22 protein-coding genes and 1 pseudogene are annotated in these 22,901 nt (G+C 68.2%); 14 read left to right on the top strand and 9 right to left on the bottom strand.

The features are described 5' to 3' along the window. The first annotated feature begins 17 nt into the window (after positions 1-17). The gene (locus tag IFT45_RS00965) at positions 18-1,310 is read left to right on the top strand and encodes a citrate synthase (protein WP_192046098.1); all 1,293 of its coding nucleotides are present in this window, start codon (positions 18-20) and stop codon (positions 1,308-1,310) included. Positions 1,311-1,702: 392 nt separating this feature from the next. Here IFT45_RS00965 and IFT45_RS00960 read toward each other — a convergent pair whose 3' ends face one another. Continuing rightward, a complete protein-coding gene (locus tag IFT45_RS00960; RefSeq protein ID WP_192126230.1) occupies positions 1,703-2,029 on the bottom strand; it encodes a hypothetical protein in 327 nt (108 codons plus the stop codon). Positions 2,030-2,498: 469 nt separating this feature from the next. Between IFT45_RS00960 and IFT45_RS00955 the strand changes: the two genes are divergently transcribed. From IFT45_RS00955 to IFT45_RS00940, 4 genes are all read left to right on the top strand, one after another. Beyond that, a complete protein-coding gene (locus IFT45_RS00955) occupies positions 2,499-2,903 on the top strand; it encodes a hypothetical protein (RefSeq protein ID WP_192046097.1) in 405 nt (134 codons plus the stop codon). Positions 2,904-3,211: 308 nt separating this feature from the next. Further along, complete coding sequence (locus IFT45_RS00950; RefSeq protein ID WP_192126228.1) at positions 3,212-5,368, top strand: NACHT domain-containing protein; 2,157 nt, start codon at positions 3,212-3,214, stop codon at positions 5,366-5,368. A gap of 152 nt (positions 5,369-5,520) precedes the next feature. Beyond that, complete coding sequence (locus IFT45_RS00945) at positions 5,521-5,751, top strand: hypothetical protein (RefSeq protein WP_192126226.1); 231 nt, start codon at positions 5,521-5,523, stop codon at positions 5,749-5,751. 489 nt (positions 5,752-6,240) lie between these two features. Beyond that, positions 6,241-9,165, top strand: a complete 2,925-nt coding sequence (locus IFT45_RS00940; RefSeq protein WP_192126224.1) for a cutinase family protein — start codon at positions 6,241-6,243, stop codon at positions 9,163-9,165. A 180-nt stretch (positions 9,166-9,345) separates the two neighbouring features. Here the strand turns inward: IFT45_RS00940 and IFT45_RS00935 are convergent, their stop codons facing one another. The 3 genes and pseudogenes from IFT45_RS00935 to dapD all read right to left on the bottom strand — a co-directional run bounded on the left by IFT45_RS00935 (position 9,346) and on the right by dapD (position 11,372). Continuing rightward, positions 9,346-9,792 (bottom strand): DUF4913 domain-containing protein, encoded by a 447-nt coding sequence (locus IFT45_RS00935; protein WP_192046093.1) that lies wholly within the window; start codon positions 9,790-9,792, stop codon positions 9,346-9,348. A gap of 54 nt (positions 9,793-9,846) precedes the next feature. Beyond that, a pseudogene (locus IFT45_RS17650) lies at positions 9,847-10,365 on the bottom strand (SCO6880 family protein); the annotation flags it as partial. A gap of 38 nt (positions 10,366-10,403) precedes the next feature. Beyond that, positions 10,404-11,372, bottom strand: a complete 969-nt coding sequence (dapD, locus tag IFT45_RS00925; protein WP_192126222.1) for a 2,3,4,5-tetrahydropyridine-2,6-dicarboxylate N-succinyltransferase — start codon at positions 11,370-11,372, stop codon at positions 10,404-10,406. 49 nt (positions 11,373-11,421) lie between these two features. Here dapD and dapE point away from each other — a divergent pair, with 49 nt between their 5' ends. The 3 genes from dapE (at position 11,422) to IFT45_RS00910 (ending at position 14,019) form a co-directional block, all read left to right on the top strand. Next, positions 11,422-12,498, top strand: coding sequence for a succinyl-diaminopimelate desuccinylase (gene dapE, locus IFT45_RS00920; protein ID WP_056056554.1), 1,077 nt, complete (start codon positions 11,422-11,424; stop codon positions 12,496-12,498). Further along, the gene (locus IFT45_RS00915; protein ID WP_371810816.1) at positions 12,483-13,763 is read left to right on the top strand and encodes a hypothetical protein; all 1,281 of its coding nucleotides are present in this window, start codon (positions 12,483-12,485) and stop codon (positions 13,761-13,763) included. Before dapE ends, IFT45_RS00915 begins: the two co-directional genes overlap by 16 nt. An 85-nt stretch (positions 13,764-13,848) precedes the next feature. Then, positions 13,849-14,019 (top strand): DUF3117 domain-containing protein, encoded by a 171-nt coding sequence (locus IFT45_RS00910; RefSeq protein ID WP_082514530.1) that lies wholly within the window; start codon positions 13,849-13,851, stop codon positions 14,017-14,019. Positions 14,020-14,225: 206 nt separating this feature from the next. Here IFT45_RS00910 and IFT45_RS00905 read toward each other — a convergent pair whose 3' ends face one another. After that, complete coding sequence (locus IFT45_RS00905) at positions 14,226-14,852, bottom strand: O-methyltransferase (protein ID WP_056056553.1); 627 nt, start codon at positions 14,850-14,852, stop codon at positions 14,226-14,228. A 70-nt stretch (positions 14,853-14,922) separates the two neighbouring features. On the opposite strand from IFT45_RS00905, the gene IFT45_RS00900 reads away from it, so the two are divergent. Continuing rightward, positions 14,923-15,327 carry a hypothetical protein gene (locus IFT45_RS00900; RefSeq protein ID WP_056056552.1) on the top strand — a complete coding sequence of 135 codons (405 nt, stop codon included), beginning with the start codon at positions 14,923-14,925 and terminating at the stop codon, positions 15,325-15,327. A gap of 13 nt (positions 15,328-15,340) precedes the next feature. On the opposite strand, the gene IFT45_RS00895 is transcribed toward IFT45_RS00900, so the two are convergent. Beyond that, a complete protein-coding gene (locus tag IFT45_RS00895; RefSeq protein WP_056056551.1) occupies positions 15,341-16,255 on the bottom strand; it encodes a LysR family transcriptional regulator in 915 nt (304 codons plus the stop codon). A 280-nt stretch (positions 16,256-16,535) separates the two neighbouring features. On the opposite strand from IFT45_RS00895, the gene IFT45_RS17395 reads away from it, so the two are divergent. Then, entirely contained in the window at positions 16,536-16,658 is a 123-nt protein-coding gene (locus IFT45_RS17395) for a hypothetical protein (protein ID WP_255354162.1), read from the top strand. 154 nt (positions 16,659-16,812) lie between these two features. On the opposite strand, the gene IFT45_RS00890 is transcribed toward IFT45_RS17395, so the two are convergent. From IFT45_RS00890 to IFT45_RS00880, 3 genes are read right to left on the bottom strand one after another with little or no spacing between them, the layout of a single operon-like run. Continuing rightward, on the bottom strand, positions 16,813-17,964 hold the full coding sequence (locus tag IFT45_RS00890) for an Mrp/NBP35 family ATP-binding protein (RefSeq protein WP_056058867.1): 1,152 nt from the start codon (positions 17,962-17,964) through the stop codon (positions 16,813-16,815). Next, positions 17,957-18,508, bottom strand: a complete 552-nt coding sequence (locus IFT45_RS00885) for a DUF1003 domain-containing protein (protein ID WP_056056550.1) — start codon at positions 18,506-18,508, stop codon at positions 17,957-17,959. The genes IFT45_RS00890 and IFT45_RS00885 overlap by 8 nt, the downstream gene beginning before the upstream one ends. Further along, a complete protein-coding gene (locus IFT45_RS00880; RefSeq protein WP_056056549.1) occupies positions 18,495-19,814 on the bottom strand; it encodes a magnesium transporter MgtE N-terminal domain-containing protein in 1,320 nt (439 codons plus the stop codon). The genes IFT45_RS00885 and IFT45_RS00880 overlap by 14 nt, the downstream gene beginning before the upstream one ends. Before the next feature lie 48 nt (positions 19,815-19,862). Between IFT45_RS00880 and IFT45_RS00875 the strand changes: the two genes are divergently transcribed. From IFT45_RS00875 to IFT45_RS00865, 4 genes are all read left to right on the top strand, one after another. Continuing rightward, the gene (locus tag IFT45_RS00875) at positions 19,863-20,360 is read left to right on the top strand and encodes a general stress protein (protein ID WP_056056548.1); all 498 of its coding nucleotides are present in this window, start codon (positions 19,863-19,865) and stop codon (positions 20,358-20,360) included. Positions 20,361-20,521: 161 nt separating this feature from the next. Further along, entirely contained in the window at positions 20,522-21,151 is a 630-nt protein-coding gene (locus tag IFT45_RS16845; protein WP_056056547.1) for a hypothetical protein, read from the top strand. Positions 21,152-21,267: 116 nt separating this feature from the next. Further along, entirely contained in the window at positions 21,268-22,080 is an 813-nt protein-coding gene (locus tag IFT45_RS16840; RefSeq protein ID WP_370543617.1) for a YcnI family protein, read from the top strand. Then, on the top strand, positions 22,077-22,874 hold the full coding sequence (locus IFT45_RS00865; protein ID WP_192126218.1) for a copper resistance CopC family protein: 798 nt from the start codon (positions 22,077-22,079) through the stop codon (positions 22,872-22,874). Before IFT45_RS16840 ends, IFT45_RS00865 begins: the two co-directional genes overlap by 4 nt. Positions 22,875-22,901 lie beyond the last annotated feature (27 nt).

Below are 22,901 nucleotides of genomic sequence, written 5' to 3'. Positions count from 1 at the left end.
ACCGCTAGGGTGACAGGGTGACTACTGCCAACGACGCCCAGAAGGCCACGCTGCAGTTCCCGGGGGGAACAGCCGAGTTCCCGATCGTGCCGAGCACCGAGGGTGCCTCGTCGATCGACATCTCGACGTTCACCAAGCAGACCGGCTACACGACGCTCGACACGGGCTTCGTGAACACCAGCAACGCCCGCTCGAAGATCACCTACATCGACGGTGACCAGGGCATCCTGCGCTACCGGGGCTATCCGATCGAGCAGGTCGCGGAGCACTCGACCTACCTCGAGACGGCCTGGCTGCTGATCTACGGCGAGCTGCCCACCCCCGACGAGCTGGCCGACTTCGACGCTCGTATCCGCCGCCACACGCTGCTGCACGAAGACCTGCGGCGCTTCTTCGACGCCCTGCCGCACAACGCGCACCCGATGTCGGTGCTCTCGAGCGCCGTGGGCGCCCTCGGCACCTTCTACGAGGGCTCGATGAGCGTGACCGACCCGCTGCAGATCGAGCTGCAGACCGTCCGGCTGCTCGCGAAGCTGCCGGTCATCGCGGCCTACGCGCACAAGAAGAGCCTGGGCCAGGCGTTCCTCTACCCCGACAACTCGCTGAGCTTCGTCGACAACTTCCTCAAGCTCAACTTCGGCACGATGGCCGAGCCGTACCAGGTCAACCCCGTCCTCTCGAAGGCCCTCGAGCGCCTCCTCATCCTCCACGAGGACCACGAGCAGAACGCGTCGACGTCGACCGTCCGCCTCGTCGGCTCGACGCAGGCGAACATGTTCTCGTCGATCTCGGCCGGCATCAGCGCCCTCTACGGGCCGCTGCACGGCGGCGCCAACGAGGCCGTGCTGACGATGCTCGCCGAGATCAAGGCCAGCGGCCAGGGCGTCGAGCGCTTCGTCGAGCGCGTGAAGAACAAGGAGGAGGGCGTCAAGCTGATGGGCTTCGGCCACCGGGTCTACAAGAACTACGACCCGCGCGCCAAGCTCGTGAAGGAGAGCGCCACCGAGGTGCTCGAGGCGCTCGGCGTGAAGGACGACCTGCTCGACATCGCGATGGAGCTCGAGGCGATCGCCCTCGCCGACGACTACTTCGTCGAGCGGAAGCTCTACCCGAACGTCGACTTCTACACCGGGGTCATCTACAAGGCCATGGGCTTCCCGCCCCGCATGTTCACGGTGCTCTTCGCCATCGGTCGCCTGCCGGGCTGGATCGCTCACTGGCGCGAGATGAACGGCGACCCGACGACGAAGATCGGCCGCCCGCAGCAGCTGTACCTGGGCGAGACCCAGCGCGACTGGCCTGCCCGCTAGCCCGCGCCTCCCGCCCGCACGACGACGGGGACCTTCCCAGATTCTTGGTCGGACACAGTGGGTGCGGCATCCAGTCGTGCTCTCGCGCGAGTCGTCGCATGCCGGCGGCAGATGAGCCAAGCGAAGAAGAAGCACCCGGAGGCCGCGGCCTCCGGGTGCTTCTTTGTTCTGCTGGCCGCCGTGACCTTGACGCCGGCCAGGACTGGCCGCCCATCGGTTCACTACCCGATGGGGATCTAGTAAGCCTCAGTTAGGCGGGGCTGCGTGCTGACTCCGTATCCAGGTGGTCGAGAGTTCGAGCGTCATCGTAGCCAGCAGCGTGTCCAGTTGCTCGGTGTCGAAGAGATCCCGGGACCGCTCGCGGACGCCTCCCGTGTGCTTGCCCGCAGTGGTCAGCTCCGCAAGCACCAGGTGAAGCCCAAGCCCGCCGGCATGGCCTCCGCCTCGGGAGCCGTGATGCTGCTGCCGAGGCCAGCATCGTCCGCGACGCCCTCGGCCGCCACGAGCGCGCCACCCAGGACAGCAATGACCGCCTCGAGGACCGCACTGAGGGAGACGCCCCCGACCTCGATCACCTCCGCAGTTCGGAGGCCAAGATCGACCGCAACACGAGGGTCGGGCTGAAGCTCGAGAAGGCCACCGAGGAGCGCGCTGTCGGCTCCGAGAATCGCGGCGCGAGCCTCAACGCCTGGAACAGCACCAATCGCCGTGACAGTCACGCGTCTGAGATGGCCGCGCAGAACGTCGCACCGGCAGCCGTGCAGGCCCAGTACGGCGCGGACGTGTCCAACGCCAAGCACCCACGCTCGGCTGTGACCACGACCCGCGGGGCCGCCAAAGCCCGCAAGGCTGGCACCCGTGCGATGGGGACCCAGCGCGAGCGTGGGGAGCGAGGTCGATGAGAGGGGAAAGTGGACCAACTGCTCTAAAGCTCTGGCGCGGTGCAGGCGTGGCTCTTGCCGCTATTGCGCCGGCCCTGCACGTCGTCCCAGGCGGGAAAAAAATTGGACAGGCGGTGTTACCAGCCTCGAGAACGACTTCTCTGCACGACTTGCAGCAGCAGGTACGGATGTTCCGCTTCGGAAAGAAATTGAGGCGCAGATCGCACAGGCCGCATTCGACCGCACACTCATCATTTACCTCGCAGTGGCTGGTCTCGTAGTAGCAGTGGGCTCTGTCCTCCGGGCCGTGTCGCACTCGTCTGAGACCACCTGCGGCAAGACGACAGACTTCGTCGGAAAGTGCCTTGCTTTGACCGGCGCTGTCTTGGGTGGTTCCGGTGCGGTGGCACGCTTCGAGCAAGGCGGGTTTACTGGAAAGTTGGGTCCTATGTCGTATACGGCAGCGGGAGCCGCGTTCCTGCTGGTCTTCCTACTCATCAGCATCTTTGGTTGGCTGGCAATGAAGTCAGCCAAGGCTGCGAAGGACGCAAAGGCAGCAACTGCATCCAAAGCGGCGGCCGTAAGCGCGAAGGCCGCAGAGGCGGCCTCAGCGAAGAAGATGGCGAGAGCCTTCCAGAAGAAATTGCTCGCCGGATTTGTTCTCACAGCGGTGATCAGCGGACTCTTGAGCAGACGACCAGCAAAGACCTGAGCGGGTCGCTGGGTCTTGAAAGAAGAACGCCGCCTTACGGGGCGGCGTTCTTGTGTGGCACCTTCTCAAGAGGCGAACACGAGGTCCGGCGTGTTGGAGCTGGCTGGCGTCATCTGTGCTCCGAAATGCGAACTGCTTTCACGTAATGGGAGTATTCGCCGATAGCTTCTATCCATGGGACGTTCCCCGGAGAGCCGCGCCGAAGACGAAGCATTCGAACAAGAGGTGCTTCGCAGCGCCCGCATGATTTTCGCCCCACATCGCCCCCACCAGGGTGCCACCTTTGTGGCTGGAAGAGAAAGGGTGCGGTGATTGAGGGCGATGACGTAGTCGTTGCGATCGAAGCGACCACCAGCCGTACCCTCGAGAAGGCTGAGAAGGACGGTAAGAAGCTTGAGGAGATGTGCGAGCGCTTGGCCGCCCAGCACAAATTCAAGGCGGTCAAGGGCTACTTTGTTACTCGTGACGATCCCACCGCTCAGCAGCGCGATGCGATCAACGCATTGCATGGCCCCATAGTTTCCTGCAGCCTTGCTCAGCTGCGATCGCAGCTCATTGATTCTCGCGACTACCTTGAGGCGCGTTCCCAGTACCCGTTTGGCAGCGCACGAAATCCGGAGACAAACAGCACCACTGAACTCGAGCGGTACGTCCCTCTAGGGTTTATTTCAGCTAGTTCGCGAACGGCTACTGGCAGTACCCAATCAATCGGGCACATCGTCGAGCAAGTCTCGGCCGGCAAAACTGTCGTTGTAATGGGTGACTTCGGAGCGGGCAAAAGCATGTCGCTTCGCGAGGTGCACAACAGTCTGAGGAAGGCACACTTCAGGGACTCTCTGGCACCCTTCCCTGTCTCACTTAACCTCCGTGATCATCAGGGGCAAACAGAAACCGACGAAGCAATTCGCCGCCATGCTTCCAAGCTTGGTTTCGAGTCCCCAACGAAGCTCGTTCGCGCCTGGCGCGCAGGGCGGGTCCACCTTCTACTCGACGGATTTGACGAGATTGCAGCCAGCGGTTGGCGAGGCCGCACACCCGACCTCAAAGAGATCAGGCGGGGATCTGTGGAGCTGGTCCGTCGCTTCGTAGAAGAGACTCCGGCCAGTGCGGGTCTGATGATCACTGGCCGCCGTCATTTCTTCGACTCAGAGGCCGAGATGTCCACGTCGCTGGGCCTTCGTGACCGTCGGCATGAGCTGCTTTACACCGACGAGTTCACCGACGAGCAGATGCAGACGTACCTCTCGCAGCAGGATTGGGACGGTCAATTGCCCGACTGGCTGCCAAATCATCCGCTCTTGCTCGGGCACTTGGCGAGTGCAGGTGCACTTGCGGTCTTGGCCGACGGTGGCGTGCCAGAAGCTGCTCGGGGGTGGGAGTTCCTTCTCGAAAAAATATGTGAACGAGAAGCGCGCATCGAGCATGGGATGGACGGGCTAACCATCCGTCGAGTTCTCGAGAGACTTGCGAGCCTCGCTCGTAGTCGAGGTAGCGGTCAGGGGCCGATTAGGCCGGCTGATCTGTCGTTGGCCTTCGAGGGGGTTGCCGGAAGTCCTCCGGACGAGGGGTCATATCAGGTGCTCCAGCGCCTTCCGGGTCTTGGCATCGAAGATGCGACTGACGGCTCCCGATTCTTCATTGACGGATCGCTCCTTGACGCGGCCAGGGCTGGCGACATCGTTCGTTATGCCCATGGTCAAGATGACACGTTGGAATCCAATGCAACCGCATTCGTGCCACTCGGTCGCCTTGGCGTCCAGGTGGCCACTACACAAGCCAATGCGCTCGGTCTAACTGGTTCGCAATGCAATGCGGCCGCCAAGCGACTCCAGGCTCGCGGGGGCGCGGATGCGCTCGTGTTGGACCTTGTAACCCTGAGCGCGGAGCTTGGAGTGTCCAAGCTTGGTGTACTCGATTTCGCAATGCTCGAGATCCCAGTTTTCACCCTTGCGGAAGCTGATACCGATTTTGGATCGCTGACATTTCACGAGTGCATTATTGGCACCTTGGACCTGACTGAGTATGACGGCGAGCTTCCCGTCCCTCACTTCGATCGATGCATGATTGGGACAGTGCTAGGAGCCGCATCGGCTACCGCCCTACCGGCCGGTCGGTTCACCAGTTGTGACTTCGAAGCCTTCGACCCCTCATCGAAAACAACGCGTGGGATCTTGGGGATGCCGGGTCTACGTCCTGCCCAGAAGGTCCTGCTGACAATTCTGAAAAAGGTCTACATCCAGTCAGGAGGTGGCCGAAAAGAAAGTGCCCTGGTGAGAGGACTGGCGCCTGAGTACAAATCACTGGTGAGTGCCGTGATCACGCACCTGATATCGCATCAGCTTCTTATCGAAACCCGCTCAAGCGGCAGAACGATTTACGTTCCGGTTCGAGGTAACAGAAACCGTGTCCGGTCGATGCTTGAGTCTCCCTCCACCACTCAAGACGCCGTCATGTCGGGGGTCTAGTGGTGCCTGTGCCTGTGCCTGTGCCTGTGCGTGTGCGTGTGCGTGGTCAGTCTGCCTAGCGAACTTGGCGGCAGCTGCTTCAACCAATCGGACACAATAGATATTATCGGCGGTTTGCCGGTTCGGAACATGTCCCGCCAGGTCGATCGGTAATGACCGGAGCGGTGACCAAGGCGTGCCGCAACGCGGTCGCCCAGCAAGACCCTCCAGCCGTCGCGCTCAAGGCCCTGGAGAAGGTCCGCACGCTGGGGATCGCACCAACGGACGTGACTCAGAAGAGCCACGACGACCAAGAGAGATGCCTGTGCACGGCGTTCGAGGGTCGTATAGTCCCGCCCTGGGCTGAGTTCTCGTTTGGGGGGTACCTCGACGACCTCAGCTGATGCCAAGCTTGCTCCAAGTTTGGGGGATGGGTGCGGAAAAGTAGAAAGCAAGCAGCGGTTGTCATAGTTCTAGGGCTTTCGCTTGTACTTTCGGGATGCTCCACGGGCGCGACGTCGCGGCTTAGGACCGTCACGGATGATCTAGATGTCGAATCTTTCTCCACCATCGTGGCTTCTGACAGCTACGGGCAGGAGCGCAACACAACTGGGCCGCCACCGACGCAGGCATATCTGTTTGCGTCCTCGCCAAACCTGCGGTCCGACCTCGAGAGGCACCTAACCTCAGAGGGATTTGTTTTATCGAGTCCGAGCTACTGGTCAATGCCCCAGAAAGACGGACTTACTGCCTGGGCTCGGTTCGAAGAGTTCGAGCCCAATGCAACCTTCAAGACGGTTGACGGTGCAGAGACTCGGGTGCCGTCAAGCGGGGGCCTGCTCATCGCTTTCTATGTCGAATAGTGCCGGTCAGCGGCGCGGAACGAGGAATAGTTGAAGTTCTACAAAGCGGTAGCTGCAGCTGTGGCTGCAGTCGTATTCTCGTCGCTCCTGGTTGCCGGTCCTGCACAAGCTGCCGACTGTACAGACTGGGTCTTTCTCGGCGCGAGGGGCTCAGGAGAGCCCGCGAATGCGCCGGCAAGCGGTGTTGGCACCAAGCTCGATGGCCTTTATCAGGGAATCAAGCAACGGGTCGAAGAAGAAGGCTTGACGATGAGAGCAGAGGGGGTTGTTTACCCTGCCGTCCCCATTTCTGGCAGTCTCTCGGCCATTGCCACGGCCATCACCGCACTTCTCCCTATCGGAAAAAAGTATAGGAAGTCAGTAGCGGAGGGAGCGGCCGCTTTTCAGCAGCAAATATCTACAAATAGAACTTCCTGCCCCAACTCGAGAATCATACTCGCTGGTTACTCGCAGGGCGGAGAAGCGCTGAATATCGCTTCATACAAGTTGAGCCCGAGCGACAAGGCCTCCATCGGAGGCGTGTTTATTTACGGCGATCCATGGTTTAATGCAGACGATAAGATTGCTAATGTTGGCACATACGATCCGTATCATCACGGTTTGTTTAATCGTCGCGGCATATGGGAGCAGGATGGATTCAATAATGCTGTGTCCATTTGCAATGGTGCAGACCCTGTCTGTAATTCCACGGCCATTGGACCAGATGGGAAACCGTACCGAGATGTTCAGTACCTTCGTGATTACTACCTTGCGCATGGCATAACAGATCCATTTGAGCCACACACCACTGGTATTCAGAATGTACAGCGAGACACGGCCCTTCTTGCGCAACAAATGGGCCTAACAGGTATCGATACACCCGAACTGGGCACTGCAGACGTTTATTCCTTTGTCATAAATGCCGGAGATTTTATCGCCGACATTGGGCAGGCCGTGGACTCGGTTATCGCAGCGGCTGATGCAATTTCTACCAAGAATGCGAACGCAATTTTCCAGCTTGACATTGTCATGAATCCGGAAAGTACGGACGAGCGAGGCAATACTGTCGCTGGATACGGTACCGGCTATGCAAGTAAGGAAGGTTACAAAGAACTTTTCCTGAGTGTTCGCAGTGACGTGACGCAATACACCCTGGTTACATCCACTGATACTGACGTGCGCAACATGGTCACGAACGGTATCCATTGGTTGAGGGGTTGGCAGGAACCTAAAACCCTTGTCTTTGTATCAAGCACGGCGCCAAAGAGTGAATATATGCCTGAACTGATATCTGATGCCAAAGAAGCGGGTGTTTCCGTATTTCAGGCCGACCTCAAGACAGGCATTTTGGACCCTGTCGGTAGGCAATCGCGCCAATCCGCACCCAGCGCGCAGGATACTTCTTCGGCTGAATCAGATATGTCCGCCTTGACAGAGGCCACAGGTGGCGCCGTCTTTACGGGCTCTGACGCCATTACCCGGGCTGGAGCAGCGGCGGCGGCACGACCACAGGTCACCATGTCGAGAAGTCCTGGGGCAACGGCTGGCCAGCCTGTGCAATTTTCCGCTGTTGACTCGTATCCGGACCTCCAAAATACGGCAACTGAGTACGTGTGGAACTTCGGCACGGGAACGCCGGTGGGGCAGTGGGACTTGACGACGGCAACTCCCGAGGTGCAGACAGTCTTTCCCGCGGCTGGTACATATGACGTCCAGATGAAGGCGGTGACGGCGGAAGGTGTCGGTCACATTTTATCGGAGAAGGTAACGGTCGTTGCATCTACCGGCGCCGTGCCGTCGAGGGTGACTGCCTTGACCGCGGTGCCCACTGCGGATTCTGTGTCCCTCAGCTGGCCGTCAGACCCGACAGCCACGATTTACCAGGTCCTGGACGCGAATGGTGTCATCGTCGACAGCTTCGGTGCTTCGGCAAACGTTGGGCCTGTACTCACTTGGGTCCAAAGGCAGCTACCACTTGGAACGAAGTCAACCTTTAGTGTCCGTGCCGGCAATGCGTTCGGGATGTCTCCGCTAGGTACGGCTGTTTCCACCACGACAGCCCCAGCAGCAGTCCTTTCCGCCGACTCACGTGTCACTTCCTCTGGCTATGAGTCCGTTGCGGGGGACGTTTGGGTCAAGGGCAGTTTCACTTGCGCGTCGGGTGACAGATACTCCGGCAGCATCATCGCCACCGGAAATGTCAGCGTGGGCACGGACTGCGCAGTTGCAGGAAATGTAATCGCAGGAGGCTCTGTCACGTTGGCTCGATACTCGGCAGTCGAGGGGGACGTGCGATCCGTAGGAGTCGTCACAGCCCAAGACACAACGGCTCGAGTTGACGGCGATGCCAATTCAAGGACCACGGCCTCGATCGCAAATTCGTCAACATCTTTTGCCACGCTGGTTGGTGGAACCCTCACAGTCAACGACACGACTGTCGTTACCCCGGCGGCTCCTACTAAGCCAAGCGTCGTTGTGCCGACCTCGACAATGTCTTGGAAGGACTTCCGAGCGCAGATTGTGACGGCCCTAAAGAGTGCCAATCCGGCATTTGTCGACACCATGAGTGCCTGTGCCCTTCCTTTCATTGATGCCAGCGCGCCGGTACGTATTACTACCAAGACGGTTGTAAACGCCACGCAAGCAAGTAGCGGTTGTGCATCCGTAGATCTCGGCGCCGCGTCGTTCGAGCTTGCTGCTGACCTGACCATTTACACAACGGCCGCTAGTCAGGCGCACGGGACCCGTCCGCTCACAGCAGTGTCTGTGGATGCGGCTCCTAGAAAGCTCTCCATTTTGAGCGTTGCTGGAGCTCTAAATCTCAATAAGGGCATAAAGGGGGGAGTATTTAGCCTCATCACGGGAGGAGTCATCACGATCGGAATCGGATCGGACTTTGTGGGTACCGCGCACGGAGGAACTGTTGCACTTAATGGCTACGGAGTAGTGCGCCACCCAGCGAAAGCAGGGGGCTAAGTCTCTATTGACAGGGACTACAACGCCCGGTGGAAGCAAGCCACTCTTGGAATCGTTGTTTCTCGTCTCTGGTGTCCTGCGAGCTGGTCCAAGAGGAGGCCACATGCCAACGCCAGCGCTAACCCGGTATCAGGCAGGAACCTCAGCGTCTCAGGAAGACGCTCTGTGGCCATCGTGGAATTAGTCACTGAGGTCGCTTACACGGACGAATAGGCCGGGGGGCGGGGCTGTGTACGGCAGGGGATCCCCCGGCTCCGACGTCGCGGACGACTTCGCGAAAGGTCCGACGGGGCTCAGGAGGACGCCCATGTGGTGATCTGCGTGGTCGCGCCACCAGACGCTCATCCCGGTTGCGGGGTCGCCTCGGAAGTGCTCCCAGGAGCGCCAGAGAGAGTCGAGCCTGGCCACAGCTTCAGGGTGCATCCACCACTGGGGGTCCCAGCGGAATTCTCCCTTGGGGCTGACCTCGCGGCGGTAGGTGACGATCAGAAACTCTCGTACGAATTCGTCGGCCGAGCCGTAGAACGTCTCCGGCCTCTCGAAGGTTCGACTCGGACTTCGCCTCGGCCTCGGCGGGGGTGAGCGTCTTGGCTCGCTTCCTGGTGACCCGACGGGTCCCCTGGTCAAGCGCGGGCATCGGTAGTCCCTTCCGTGTGGTCGCTCATCAGAGCTGGTCGCGCATTAAAGCTGGTCGCGGATGTCGTGCGGGATGGCCAGGTGCCGAGGGAGCACCACGCCGAGGGGCAGGCCTGCCACGAAGGTGAAGTCCTGGGACCCATATACCGGCCGCAGCCGGATGCGAGCCTGAGCGGAGAGGCTGTCGATCGCGGCGCGCGCGTCTTCGATCGTTGCCGGGTCTTCGACGGTCGCCGTGACGACCATGCCGAAGTTCACAAGTCCCGCGCCGCCGGACTCCTCCGACTCGTTCGCGAACGCCGCCAGGGCGTCCTTCCGCGAGCGGCCGGTCGGCCGGCGGGACGAGCCGACGATGAACTCGGCGTCACGCTTGTCGGCCTCGACGATCGCCGCGGCCCGGGCCGGGTCGATCGGGCGGTAGAGCATGGTCACGCGCTTGCGAGCAATGTCGCGGTGCGGGGCGAGCAGGCGAGCAAGGATCGACTCACCGACGTTGCCGCGCGGCGCCTGAGACATCATCCACGACACCGACAGGGCGGAGCCGGAACAGCAGCGGCCAGGAAANGCCCGGCGGCGCCCCGGTGCCAAGCCGCCGGCCGGTGCTACGCGTGCAGCTGCGAGTTGAGGGTCACGCCGTGGCCCTTGCGCGCCAGCACCTCGACCGCGCCCGTGACCGAGTTGCGGCGGAAGAGCAGCCCGGGCCGGCCCGAGAGCTCGACGGCCTTGACCGTCTGCGGGCGGCCGTCCGACGTCGGCGTGCCGCCGACGACGACCACCTTCGTGCCGGCCGTGACGTAGAGGCCCGCCTCGACGACGGTGTCGTCGCCGATGGCGATGCCGATGCCGGCGTTCGCGCCGAGCAGCGCGCGCTGGCCGATGGTGACGCGCTGGGTGCCGCCGCCCGAGAGCGTCCCCATGATGGAGGCGCCGCCTCCGATGTCGGACCCGTCGCCGACGACGACGCCCTGCGAGATGCGGCCCTCGACCATCGAGGCCCCGAGCGTGCCCGCGTTGAAGTTGACGAAGCCCTCGTGCATGACGGTCGTGCCCGGGGCGAGGTGCGCGCCGAGGCGCACGCGCGAGGCGTCGGCGATGCGCACGCGGTCGGGCATCACGTAGTCGAGCATGCGCGGGAACTTGTCGATGCCCGTCGTGCCGATGCCGGCCCGCTGCAGCGTCGCCCGCAGGCGCGAGAAGTCGTCGGGGTGCACGGGGCCCGCGTTCGTCCAGACGACGATGGGCAGGTGCGCGAAGAGCCCCTCGAGCGAGATGGTGTTCGGCTCGACGAGCAGGTGGCTGAGCAGGTGGAGGCGGAGGTACGCGTCGGGGGTCGACGCGGGAGGCGCGCTCAGGTCGATCTCGACGGTCGCCGGCACGAGGTCGACGGCCCGGCGGGCGTCCGGCCCGGCGGCGGCCGAGATCTCGGCGGGCACGATCTCAGGGTCGCGGTCGGCGGGCAGGCGCCCGAGCGAGGGGGCGGGGAACCACGTGTCGAGGGTGGTGCCGTCGGACGAGACGGTGGCCAGCCCGTAGCCGTGGGCGTGCGTGGGCGCGGAGGCGTCGTTGGTCATGCACCGATCGTAGGACGAGCCGCAGGGCGGGCCCCGTACACTCGGCGTCATGCCGAAGATCGACCTCAGCGTCTCGCCCGTGGACGTCACCCGTCAGCTCTGCGACATCGAGTCCGTCTCGGGCGACGAGAAGGCCGTCGTCGACGCGATCTGGGCCACCCTCGAGGGGCTCGACCACCTCGAGCTGACCCGCGACGGCGACGCGATCGTCGCCAGGACGACCCTGGGGCGCGAGCACCGGGTCGTGATCGCCGGCCACATCGACACCGTGCCCCTCAACGACAACCTGCCCACGCGCTACGAGACCGACGACGACGGCGTCGAGCACCTCTGGGGCCGCGGCACCGTCGACATGAAGGCCGGCAGCGCCGTGCACCTCCGGCTCGCCGTCGAGCTCACCGAGCCCTCGGTCGACGTGACCTGGGTCTGGTACGACCACGAAGAGGTCTCGGACGCCCTGAACGGCCTCGGCCGGCTGGCCCGACGGCGCCCCGAGCTGCTCGAGGCCGACTTCGCCGTGCTCGGCGAGCCGACCGCGAGCAAGGTCGAGGGCGGCTGCAACGGCAACCTCCGGGCGGAGGTCCGTACCTTCGGGCGGCGGTCGCACAGCGCCCGGTCGTGGGTCGGCTCGAACGCCATCCACGCCGCCGCTCCCGTCCTCGACCTGCTCGCGGCCTACGAGCCGCGCGAGGTCGAGGTCGACGGGCTCGTCTACCGCGAGGGCCTCAACGCCGTCGGCATCACCGGCGGGGTGGCCGGCAACGTCATCCCCGACGAGTGCATGGTGCACGTCAACTACCGCTTCGCGCCGAGCCGCAGCACCGACGAGGCCGTCGCCCACGTCACCGAGCTCTTCGCCGGGTTCGACGTGACGATCGTCGACCTCGCCCCCGGCGCGCGCCCCGGCCTCGACGCGCCCCTCGCCCAGCAGTTCCTCGCCGCGGTCGGCGGCGAGGCGACGCCGAAGTTCGGCTGGACGGACGTCGCGCGGTTCTCGGCCCTCGGCGTCCCCGCCGTGAACTACGGCCCGGGCGACCCCCTCCTCGCCCACCACGACGACGAGCGCGTGCCCGTCCAGCAGATCCTCGACAACGAGCGCGGACTGCGGGCGTGGCTGACGGCCTGACGACCTCGGGCCGGGCCCACGGCTCGGCCGCGGTGGCCGCCGCGGCCCGTCGCGCGCCCCGCGGTCGCCTCCCCACGACGCCCCGGCAGGTGCTCGTGCGCTGGCGGCTGCTGCCCTGGTGGGCGAAGGTCCTGGTGGTCTTCGCGCTCTCCCGCGTCGTCAGCACGGCGCTGCTGCTCTCGTTCGCGGCCCGCCAGGGCGCCAACGCGTGGACGCTGGCGAGCCCCGACTACGCGAGCTTCGCCTCCATCTGGGACGGCCACTGGTACTACATCATCTCGGCCGTCGGCTACCCGTCGACGGTGCCCGTCACGGCCGACGGCCACGTGGGCGAGAGCGCGTGGGCGTTCATGCCCGTCTACCCGCTGCTCGTGCGGGGGCTCACGGAGCTGACCGGCGCGGGCTTCGCGCCGACGGCCGTCGTGGTCTCGGTGCTCGCCGCGGCCGGCACCGCCCTCCTGCTGCACCGGCTGCTGCGCCACGTCCTGCCCGAGGGCACCGCGCTCTTCGGCGTCGTGCTCTTCTGCGTCGCGCCGCTGTCGCCGCTGCTCCAGGTCGCGTACGCCGAGCCGCTCTTCCTCCTGCTGCTCTGTGCGTCGCTGCTGCTGCTCGTCGAGCGGCGCTACCTCGCGATGCTCCCGGTCGTCGCCGTCCTGTCGTTCACCCGGCCGGGTGCCCTCGCCCTGGCCTTCGCGGTGGGCCTGCACGTCGTGCACCGCTGGTGGGTGCGTCGACGCGAGCCGTTCCCCCGCCGGGAGGCGGTCGAGGCCTCGGTCACGGCCGTCGTCACGGCGCTGCTCGGCGTGGCCTGGCCGGTCGTCGCCGGGCTCGTCACCGGCGTGCCGAACGCCTACGCCGAGACCGAGCTGGCCTGGCGCGCGCCCTACGTCGGCTACGGCCCGCTCGTGCCGTTCGCCCCGTGGATCGAGGGCGCGAACTGGTGGCTGCCGGGCGGTGCGGGGGTGGCCGTGCTGGTGATCTCCGTGGTCGCCCTCGCCGTGCTGCTGCTGAGCCCGGCCGGCCGACGGCTGGGGGTCGACCTGCGCCTCTGGTCGGTGGCCTACGCGCTCTACCTGCTGGCGGTGTTCTTCCCGCAGTCGAGCACGTTCCGCCTGCTGATGCCGCTCTTCCCGCTGGTGGGCGCCCTCGCCCTGCCGCGCTCCCGGGCGTACCGGATCGCCCTCGTGGTCGCCTGCGTGGTGGGCCAGTGGGTGTGGCTCGACCTCTGCTGGTGGGTGGACGGCTACGACTGGACGCCGCCGTGATCCGCGCCTCCGGCAGGGCTGTTTAGGTCTGGGCCGCGAAAACACGGATAATGGCAGTTGCATCTTTGCGAAAGGGGACTATCTGATGGCAGCCATGAAGCCGAGGACCGGCGACGGCCCTATGGAAGCTGTGAAAGAGGGCCGTCTCATCATCGTGCGGGTTCCGCTCGAAGGTGGCGGCCGTCTCGTGGTGTCGGTCAACGACGACGAAGCCAAAGAGCTGCACGACGCCCTCGCCAGCGTCGTGGACGCCTAGTCAGCGACGTCCTGCAGCCTGAGGGCTGCGCCGCGTACGACGCCCCGGTGGTCACCCGACCACCGGGGCGTCGTCGTGCGCCCGGGCCCCGGCAGCCCTCCCGCCCCTGACCCGGCTCCCGGCGAGCGGGCGACGCGCAGGGTGAAGCCGTCGGCGGTGCCGCCGACCCCGGGGAGGCGCGGGCCGGGTCGACGACGCGGGTCGCGTCAGCGCTTGACGAGCTGCAGCAGGCCGTCGCCCGCGGTCGACAGCGAGCTGATCACCGCGGGGGAGGTGGAGACCTCGGTGAGCAGCGTGCGGAAGCCCGTGGTCACGGGGTCGCGCCGTGCCGGGTTCGCCACGGCGCCGTGCCAGAGCGCGTGCGCCACGAGCACGAGGCCGCCGGGCCGGGCGAGCCGGAGGCCGTGCTCGACGTTCTCGATGACGGCCGCGGGGTCGGCGTCGACGAAGACGATGTCGTACGAGTTCTCGTTCATCCGGGGCAGCACGTCGGCCGTCCGCCCCGTGATCAGGCGGAAGCGCGCCGCGGGCACGCCGGCGGAGAGGTAGGCGTCGCGGGCGGCCTGCTGGTGGTCGACCTCGCGGTCGATGGACGTCAGGGTCGCGCGCGGGGCCCCCTCGAGCAGCCAGAGGCCGCTGACGCCGACGCCGGTGCCGATCTCGATGATGCTCGTCGCCGACGAGCTCGCGGCGGCGACGGCGAGCTGCGCGCCGACGGCGGGGGAGACGGGCTCGACCCCGAGCTCGAGGGAGTGCTGTCGTGCGGCGGCGACGGGGTCGCTCTCGGAGACGAGCTCCTCCGCGAACTTCCAGCTCGACTCGATCTGCGACACACCGCCTCCTTCGACTGACGAGTCTAGGGGCTGGCCCTCGGGGCGATGACGTTATCGTGCATGCATGTCCATGTTCGGTCTGACCTTCGACAAGCTCCTCGTCATCGGGGTGCTCGCGGTCTTCCTGCTGGGCCCGGAGCGGCTGCCGCACTACGCCTCCAAGCTCGCCCAGCTCGTCCGCACGGTCCGCACCATGGCCGACGGCGCGAAGGACCGCATGCGCAGCGAGATGGGCCCCGAGTTCGACGACGTCGAGTGGCAGAAGCTCGACCCGCGCCAGTACGACCCGCGCCGCATCATCCGCGACGCCCTGCTCGACCCGCCGGCGGGCGGGAGCTCGACCAAGCCCGTCTCGGCGGCCATGGCCGGCGCGACCGCGGCGGCGGTGTCGGTGGGCCTGCCCGGCGGCACCCGGGCCCCGGTGGTGCCGCTCGCCGTCGGCGAGGCGCCGCCGTACGACTCCGAGGCCACCTAGGCCCCGGGTGTCGCTAGACGCCGCCGTGCAGCGCCGCGACCCGTGACGCCTCCGCGCGCAGGGCGTCCACGACCCGACGGACGGACGGGCGCTCGGCGCGGTCCCGGCGCATCAGCACCGAGACGTAGCGGACGGCGCGGATGCTCTCCAGGGGCAGCAGGACCATGTCGTCCCGCGCCTCCTTCGCGGTGAACCGGGGCAGGACGGCGATGCCGAGGCCCGCGCCGACCAGGGCCTCGGTCACCTTCGTGTCGCTGAAGCGCTGCGTGACGCGGACGGGGCTGCCCGTGACGCGCTCGATCTCGCGGTAGACCCACTCGAACGGGAAGTCGGTGGGCACGCCGATCCAGGCCTCGCCCTCGAGGTCGCCGGGCGAGAGGGAGGCGCGCTGCGCGAGCCGGTGGTCGGCCGGCAGCGCGATGTCGAGGGGCTCGGTGAGCAGCGGCACCGTCACGAGGCCGCGGCCTCGCCAGGCGCGCCCGTCGGGGGAGTGCGCGACGACGACGTCGTGGTCGGCCGCGAGGTCGGCGAACTCGAGGATGGACGGGTCGTGGTCGGTGGCCACCACGACGAGGCCGGGGGTCTCGGCGACGGTGCGGAGCAGGCCGGGCAGCAGCATCTGGCCCCCCGTGGGGAAGGTCGCGAGGGTGACCTCGCCCTGGGGGGTCGCGACGAAGTCGGTCCAGACCGCCTGGGCCCGCTCGAGGGCGACGGCGACGTCGGTGGCCGTCTGCGCCAGCACCCGGCCGGAGCCGGTCAGCACGACGCCGCGGCCCACCCGCTCGGTCAGGGCGACGCCCGCCTCCTTCTCGAGCACCTTGAGCTGCTGCGAGACGGCCGAGGGGGTGCGGTGGGTCGCCTTGGCGACGGCGGCGATGCTGCCGCGCTCGGCGAGCTCGCGGAGCAGTTCGAGGCGCTTGACGTCCATGTAGCTAGACTACGCTGTTCCGGTAGCAAAGAGTGATTGTGCTTAGGCATCTCCGGGCGCATCATAGAAGAGTCCGGAGCGACCCCATGCGCTCCCCACTCGGTCGACCTGGTCCCGAGTGCCGGCATCGACGCAGGTGGGCCACCCGCTCCCGAGCCGCGCAAGAACGGTCCGGGCCCGTGGGTGTCCAGCCTGCGTCAGCACCCGACGACGGCCCTGCCGTCGTCGGCCCGCACCTCCCCAGAACCGCGCGACGAACCGCGCCGAGAAAGAAGTAGTCATGTTCATCGGAATCATCGTCCTCGCCGCCGCCGCCCTCGTCGGCATCGTCGGGTCGGTCGTCTCGGTCGCCCGCGACGGCTTCCGCGCCATCCCCACCAAGACGTACCAGCGCTGGTCCTAGCCCGCGCCGGGCGCCGACGCGCCGCCCCGAGGGGCGCGTCGACACCCACCGCCCTGCAGGGGCGTCCCGCACGAGCGGGGCGCCCCTGTCGTGCGTCCGGGCCCGGTCAGCTGACGCCGGCCAGGCTCCGTGAGCGCACGCCGTCCGGGCGTCGTCAGCTGACGCTGAGGCCGAGCTTGCGGCCCGCGAGCCCCCGGCCGCGCACGGCCAGCTGAGCCGCCAGGGCGTCGACGGCCCGTGCCGCGGGGTCACCGGGGCTCGACAGCACCACCGGCCGTCCGTCGTCGCCGCCCTGCCGCAGCTCGAGGCTGAGGGGCACGCTGACGAGCAGCGGCACCTCGGCCTCCTGACCGGCCGACAGGCGCCGGGCCGTCTCCGCGCCGCCGCCCGAGCCGAAGAGCTCGAGCACCGATCCGTCGGGCTGGGGCAGGCCCGCCATGTTCTCGACGACCCCGAGGAGGCGCTGGCCGGTCTGCCGGGCCACGAGGCCGCTGCGCTCGGCGACGTCGGCCGCCGCAGGCTGCGGCGTCGTCACGACGAGCACCTCGGCGTGCGGCAGCAGCTGGCCGACCGAGATGGCGACGTCGCCGGTGCCCGGCGGGAGGTCGAGCAGCAGGACGTCGAGGTCGCCGAAGAAGACGTCGGTGAGGAACTGCTGGATGGTGCGGTGCAGCATCGGCCCGCGCCAGGCGACGGCCGTCGAGGTGTCGTCGACGAACATGCCGATCGAGATCACCTTCACCCCGTGGGCCACGGGAGGCAGGATCATGTCGTCGACGCGCGTGGGCTTCACGGAGGCGCCGTCCGCGTCGACGAGGCCGAGCAGGCCCGGGATGCTGAAGCCGTAGACGTCGGCGTCGACGATGCCGACCGCCAGGCCGCGCGCGGCGAGGGCGACGGCGAGGTTGGCGGTCAGGGTCGACTTGCCGACGCCGCCCTTGCCGCTCGTGACGGCGTAGACGCGCGTGAGGGTCTCGGGGCCGAACTGCATGCCCCTCGCGGCGCGGCCCGCCCGGAGCTTCTCGGTGAGGGCGTGGCGCTCGGTCGCGGTCATCACCGTCACGTCGACCGTCACCGCGGTGACGCCCTCGACGGAGGCGGTCGCCTCGCGGACGTCGCGCTCGATGGTGTCGGCGGCCGGGCAGCCCACGATCGTGAGCTTCACGGAGACCGTCGCCGCGCCTCCCTCGTCGACCACGACGTCGCCGATCATGTCGAGCTCCGTCACGGGGCGACGGATCTCGGGGTCGAGCACCCGGCCGAGCGCGCCGTGCACGCGCTCGACGAGGCCGGCGGCGTCAGCCACGGGCGTCGGCCGCGTGGTCGCCGGCACGGTCGACCGCGTGCTCGTCGGCGTCGCGACGGTCGAGCTCCTCGAGCAGCGAGCGCAGCTCGGCGCGGATGAAGTCCTTGCTGGCCATGTCGCGGATCGCGATGCGGAGCGCGACCACCTCGCGGGCGAGGTACTCGGTGTCGGCGAGGTTGCGCTCGGCCCGCTGGCGGTCCTGCTCGAACTGCACGCGGTCGCGGTCGTCCTGCCGGTTCTGCGCGAGCAGGATGAGCGGCGCCGCGTACGAGGCCTGCAGCGACAGGATGAGGGTGAGCGCCGTGAAGCCGATCGCGGCGCTGTCGAAGCGCCAGCTCTCGGGGGCCAGCACGTTGTAGCCCATCCACGCCACGCAGAAGAGCGTGAGCGCGATCAGGAACTGCGGCGTGCCCATCGCGCGGGCGATCGCCTCGGTGGCGCGGCCGAACCGGTCGCGGCTGACGCGCTGGCGACCGGGCAGCACCCGGGTGCGGAGGCCCTTGGGGGAGTCGAGGCGGACCGTGCTGCGGTTATCGCGTGCCACCGGGTGTCCTCCTCGTGGTCGTGGTCAGCGGTGCTCGTCGGGCGCGGGGGCGCGACCTGCCCAGGGGCTGGTCGGGATCCTGGCTGCGCCAGTCGTCGGGCAGCACGTGGTCGAGGACGTCGTCGATGGTCACCACCCCGACCAGACGGTGGGCGGCGTCGACGACGGGCACGGAGACGAGGTTGTACGTCGCCATGACGCGCGTCACCTCGAGGGCGGTCGCGTCGACCCTGACCGGCTCGAGCTGCTGGTCGAGCAGCGTGCCGAGCCGTTCGTTCGGCGGGTAGCGGAGCATGCGCTGGAAGTGCACCATGCCGAGGAACCTGCCGGTGGGCGGCTCGTAGGGCGGCAGGGTGACGCAGACCGCCGCGCCGAGCGCGGGGGCGAGCTCGTGGCGGCGGATGAGGGCGAGCCCCTCGGCCACCGTCGCGTCGGCGGAGACGATCACCGGCTCGGTGGTCATCAGACCGCCGGCCGTGTCGGCGTCGTAGCTCAGCAGCATGCGGACGTCGTCGGCCTCGTCGGGCTCCATCAGCCCGAGCAGGTGCTCCTTGCGCTGCTCGCCGAGCTGCGACATGAGGTCGGCGGCGTCGTCGGGCTGCATGTGGTCGAGCACGCCGGCCGCGCGCTGGTCGTCGAGCTGCGCGAAGATCTCGACCTGCTCGTTCTCGGGCAGCTCCTCCAGTACGTCGGCCAGACGGTCGTCGGAGAGCTCGGAGGCCACCTCGAGGCGCCGCTCGGCCGTGAGGTCGAGCAGGGTGTTCGCGAGGTCGGCGGGCAGCAGGTCGGAGTACGCGGCGATGAGGTGCTCGGCGCTCTGGGCCTCGCCGGTCTCGGCGTCCTCCGACACCTCGTCCCACGCGGCGAAGACGGTGGGGCCCTTGCCGAAGGGCGACGGCGTCGCCTTGGGCTTGCGGAGGAAGAGCTGGCCGATCTCCCAGTCGCCCTCGGAGACCTCGTCGATCGCGACGTCCTCGACGGTGGCGTGGCCGCCGTCGCGGAGCAGCGTGACCTTGCGGCCGAGCATCTCGGCGATGACGCGCGTCTCGCCGCCGCGCTGCTCGAACCGGCGCAGCGTGATCACGCCGTTCGTGATGATCTGGCCCGACCCGATGCTCGTCACCCGGCCGATGCTGACGAAGACGCGCCGCTTGCCGGGCACCTCGACGATCAGGCCGACGACGCGGGGCGCGCCCGAGCCGCGGTAGACGACGAGCACGTCGCGGACCTTGCCCACCTTGTCGCCGGCGGGGTCGAAGACGGAGCACCCGGCGAGACGGGCGACGAAGACTCTGGTGGCGCTCACCCGTCCACGTTAGCCGCTCGCCGGTCGGGCCCGTGATGTAATCCAGGCATGACGAACCAGAGCCCCCTGGCCCGCCGCTCGGCCGGTCCGCCGACCGTCCCCCGGGGCGACGTGCTCGGCACCTACGACAGCTACCCCGAGGCCCAGGCGGTCGTCGAGAAGCTGTCGCACGCCGAGTTCCCGATCAAGCAGCTCGCGATCATCGGCAACGAGCTCACGACCGTCGAGCGGGTGACGGGTCGCATGAGCTACGGCCGCGCGGCGCTCGCCGGCGCGGTGACCGGGCTCTGGCTCGGGGTGTTCTTCGGCCTCGTGATGCTGCTCTTCTCGCCCGAGACGGCGACCGTGACCACCGTCGTGGCCGCCGCCCTGATCGGCGCCGGCTTCGGCATGCTCTACGGCCTCGCCAGCTTCGCGGTGAGCCGTCGGCGCCGCGACTTCACCTCCACCCACCAGGTGCTCGCCCGCAGCTACCAGATCGTCGTCGACCCGGGCGTCAGCCACCGCGCCCGCGAGATCCTCTCCCGGCCCGACGCCGGGCGCTGAGGCGGGCCGGGCCTCCGGCCTCCCGCCCCCGGCGCCGGCATCCTCCTCCGGCCTCCCGCGGCTCCGCTCCCGGCGGGGCTCTGTATCCTTGACCCTGCGCCGCGCGGGCACCCGCCCCGGCGCGCCTCTGCACGCCCCCCCCCCCCGAGCGAGAGACCGACGTGACGACGACCCGATGGACGCGGTTCCTCCGCGGCTGGCTCACCGCCGGCTTCTCCGTCGTGGTCGCCGCCTTCTCGCACGTCGCCGGCGGCGGCGAACGACCCGGGCTGCTCGGCGTCGTGCTCGCGCTGGCCTTCAGCGTGCCCCTCTGCGTCGCGCTGGCCCGCGGGCGGGTGTCGACCACGCGCCTCCTGCCGGCCGTCGCCCTCAGCCAGCTCGCCTTCCACCTGCTCTTCACCGTCGGCGCCCCGGCGGCGGGCCAGGGGCCGACGGCCTCCGGGGGCCACCACGGCCCGCTCGTGCTCACGGCCGCCGTCGACGGCGCCTCCCGCGTCGCGACGTCGGCCGGCGCCGACCACGTCATGGCGATGTCGTCGTCGACGATGTGGCTCGCGCACGGCCTCGCTGCCCTCCTCACCGTCCTCGGCCTCCGCCACGGGGCCCGGTGCGCGGACCGCCTCGTGCGCCTCGCCGCGCGTCGTCTCACCGTCGTGAGGCTCCTGCTCGCGGGCACGGCCTCCGTGCCGGAGTCGCGGGTCGTGCCGGTCACGGAGGTCGCCACCCGGCGCCCCGCGCCCCTGGTCTTCCTCACCGCGCGTCCCCGCCGCGGTCCGCCCGTCGTCGCCTGAGCCCGCGCTCCCTCGACGCCCGTCGACGGAGCCGCACGACGCCCCCGCTCGCGGCGGGGCCCCTCGTGCACCTCGACGACCCGGTCGCGCACCGCGCACCGAGACAGGACACCCTCGTGACCCACCGCACCACCACCCGCACCTCGTCCCGCACCGCCCGCACCTCGCGCCGCGGCGCCGTCGCCGCCCGCGGAGCCGCCGCGCTCGGAGCGGCCGCGCTGCTGGCCCTCGCCGCCCCGCTGTCGGCCTCCGCCCACGTCCGCGTCGACCCCGGCCAGGCCGACGCCGGCTCGTACGCCACGCTCACCTTCAAGGTGCCGAACGAGTCGGCGACGGCCGGCACCGTCCAGCTCGTGGTCGACCTCCCGACCGACACCCCGTTCACCTCGGTCTCGTACGAGCCGCTGCCCGGCTGGACGACCGAGGTCACCACGTCGACGCTGCCCTCGCCGGTGGAGGTCGGCGACGCGACCGTCACCGAGGCGCCCACCTCGGTGACCTGGACGGCCGACCCCGGCGTCCAGGTCGCGCCCGGCCAGTTCGAGCGCTTCGTGATCTCGGCGGGCGCCGTGCCCGACACCGGCTCGGTGCTGCTGCCGGCGCACCAGCACTACTCCGACGGCACGGTCGTCGACTGGGCCGACGAGACGCCCGCGTCGGGCGAGGAGCCGGAGCACCCCGCCCCCGTCCTGTACGTGAACGACGCGCCGCCCGCCGACGCACACGGCTCGTCGCACGACGCGGGCGCCGACACGGCGTCCGACGAGGCGGCCGTGACCACGACGTCGTCCTCCGGCGACAGCGGCACCGTCGCGCTGGCGCTCGGCATCGGAGGGCTCGCCCTCGGGGCGGTCGCCCTGGTGCTGAGCGTGGTCGCGCTCACGCGTCGTCCGCGCACCTCGGCCGAGGGCACGGTGACCGGACGATGACCCGGGCCACCGCGCCGACCGCGCCCCGCGCCTCCTCGAGGCTCGTCCGCCGTGGTGCGCTCGTGGCCGCCGCCGGCGCGGTGGCCGCGCTCGCCCTGGCCCCCGCCGCGGCGCAGGCGCACGACTACGTCCTGACCAGCGACCCCGCCGCCGGGTCCACCCTGACGACGTCGATCGACACGGCGTCGATCACCTTCAGCGACGTCGTGCTCGACCTCTCGGGCACGGGCTCGTCGAACGTCCTCGAGGTGACCGACGCCTCCGGCCTGCACTACGAGGACGGCTGCTCGACGACGGCGGGCCCCGTCCTCTCGACCGGGGTCGCCCTCGGCGGGGCGGGCGACTACACGCTGACGTACCAGGCCGTCTCGGCGGACGGCCACACGGTCTCCGACACGGTGCCGTTCCGCTACGAGCCGGCCGACGGGTCGACGGCCGCGCCGGGGGCCGCCGAGCGGCCCGTCTGTGACGCGTCGGGAGGCGCGGGGGAGGCGACCGGAGCGACCGACGCTCCCGAGGTGGCCGGCACCCCGACCGCGGAGCAGACCACGACGGCCGGCGAGCCCGACTCCGACGCGTCGGCGTCGGCCGTCGACGGGGGCAGCTCCGACGGTGCCGCCGCCGACGACGACCCGGCGAACCTCGGCGTCGTCATCGGCATCGCCGTGGGCATCGTCGTGCTGGCGCTCGTCGCCGTCGCGGTCGTGCTGGTCACCGCGCGCCGACGACCGGCCGGAGGCGCGGCGACGGGCACCGGCACCGCGCGCGACGGCGACAGGGACGGCGAGGAGTAGCCTCCGCCGCGCCCCGACGCATGACGG

The organism is Frigoribacterium sp. CFBP 13707 (genome assembly GCF_014842245.1).
In the GTDB taxonomy this organism is placed as follows: domain Bacteria; phylum Actinomycetota; class Actinomycetes; order Actinomycetales; family Microbacteriaceae; genus Frigoribacterium; species Frigoribacterium endophyticum.
Note: the sequence above shows the minus strand (reverse complement) of the source record. Positions and strands in the feature narration are given on the sequence as shown.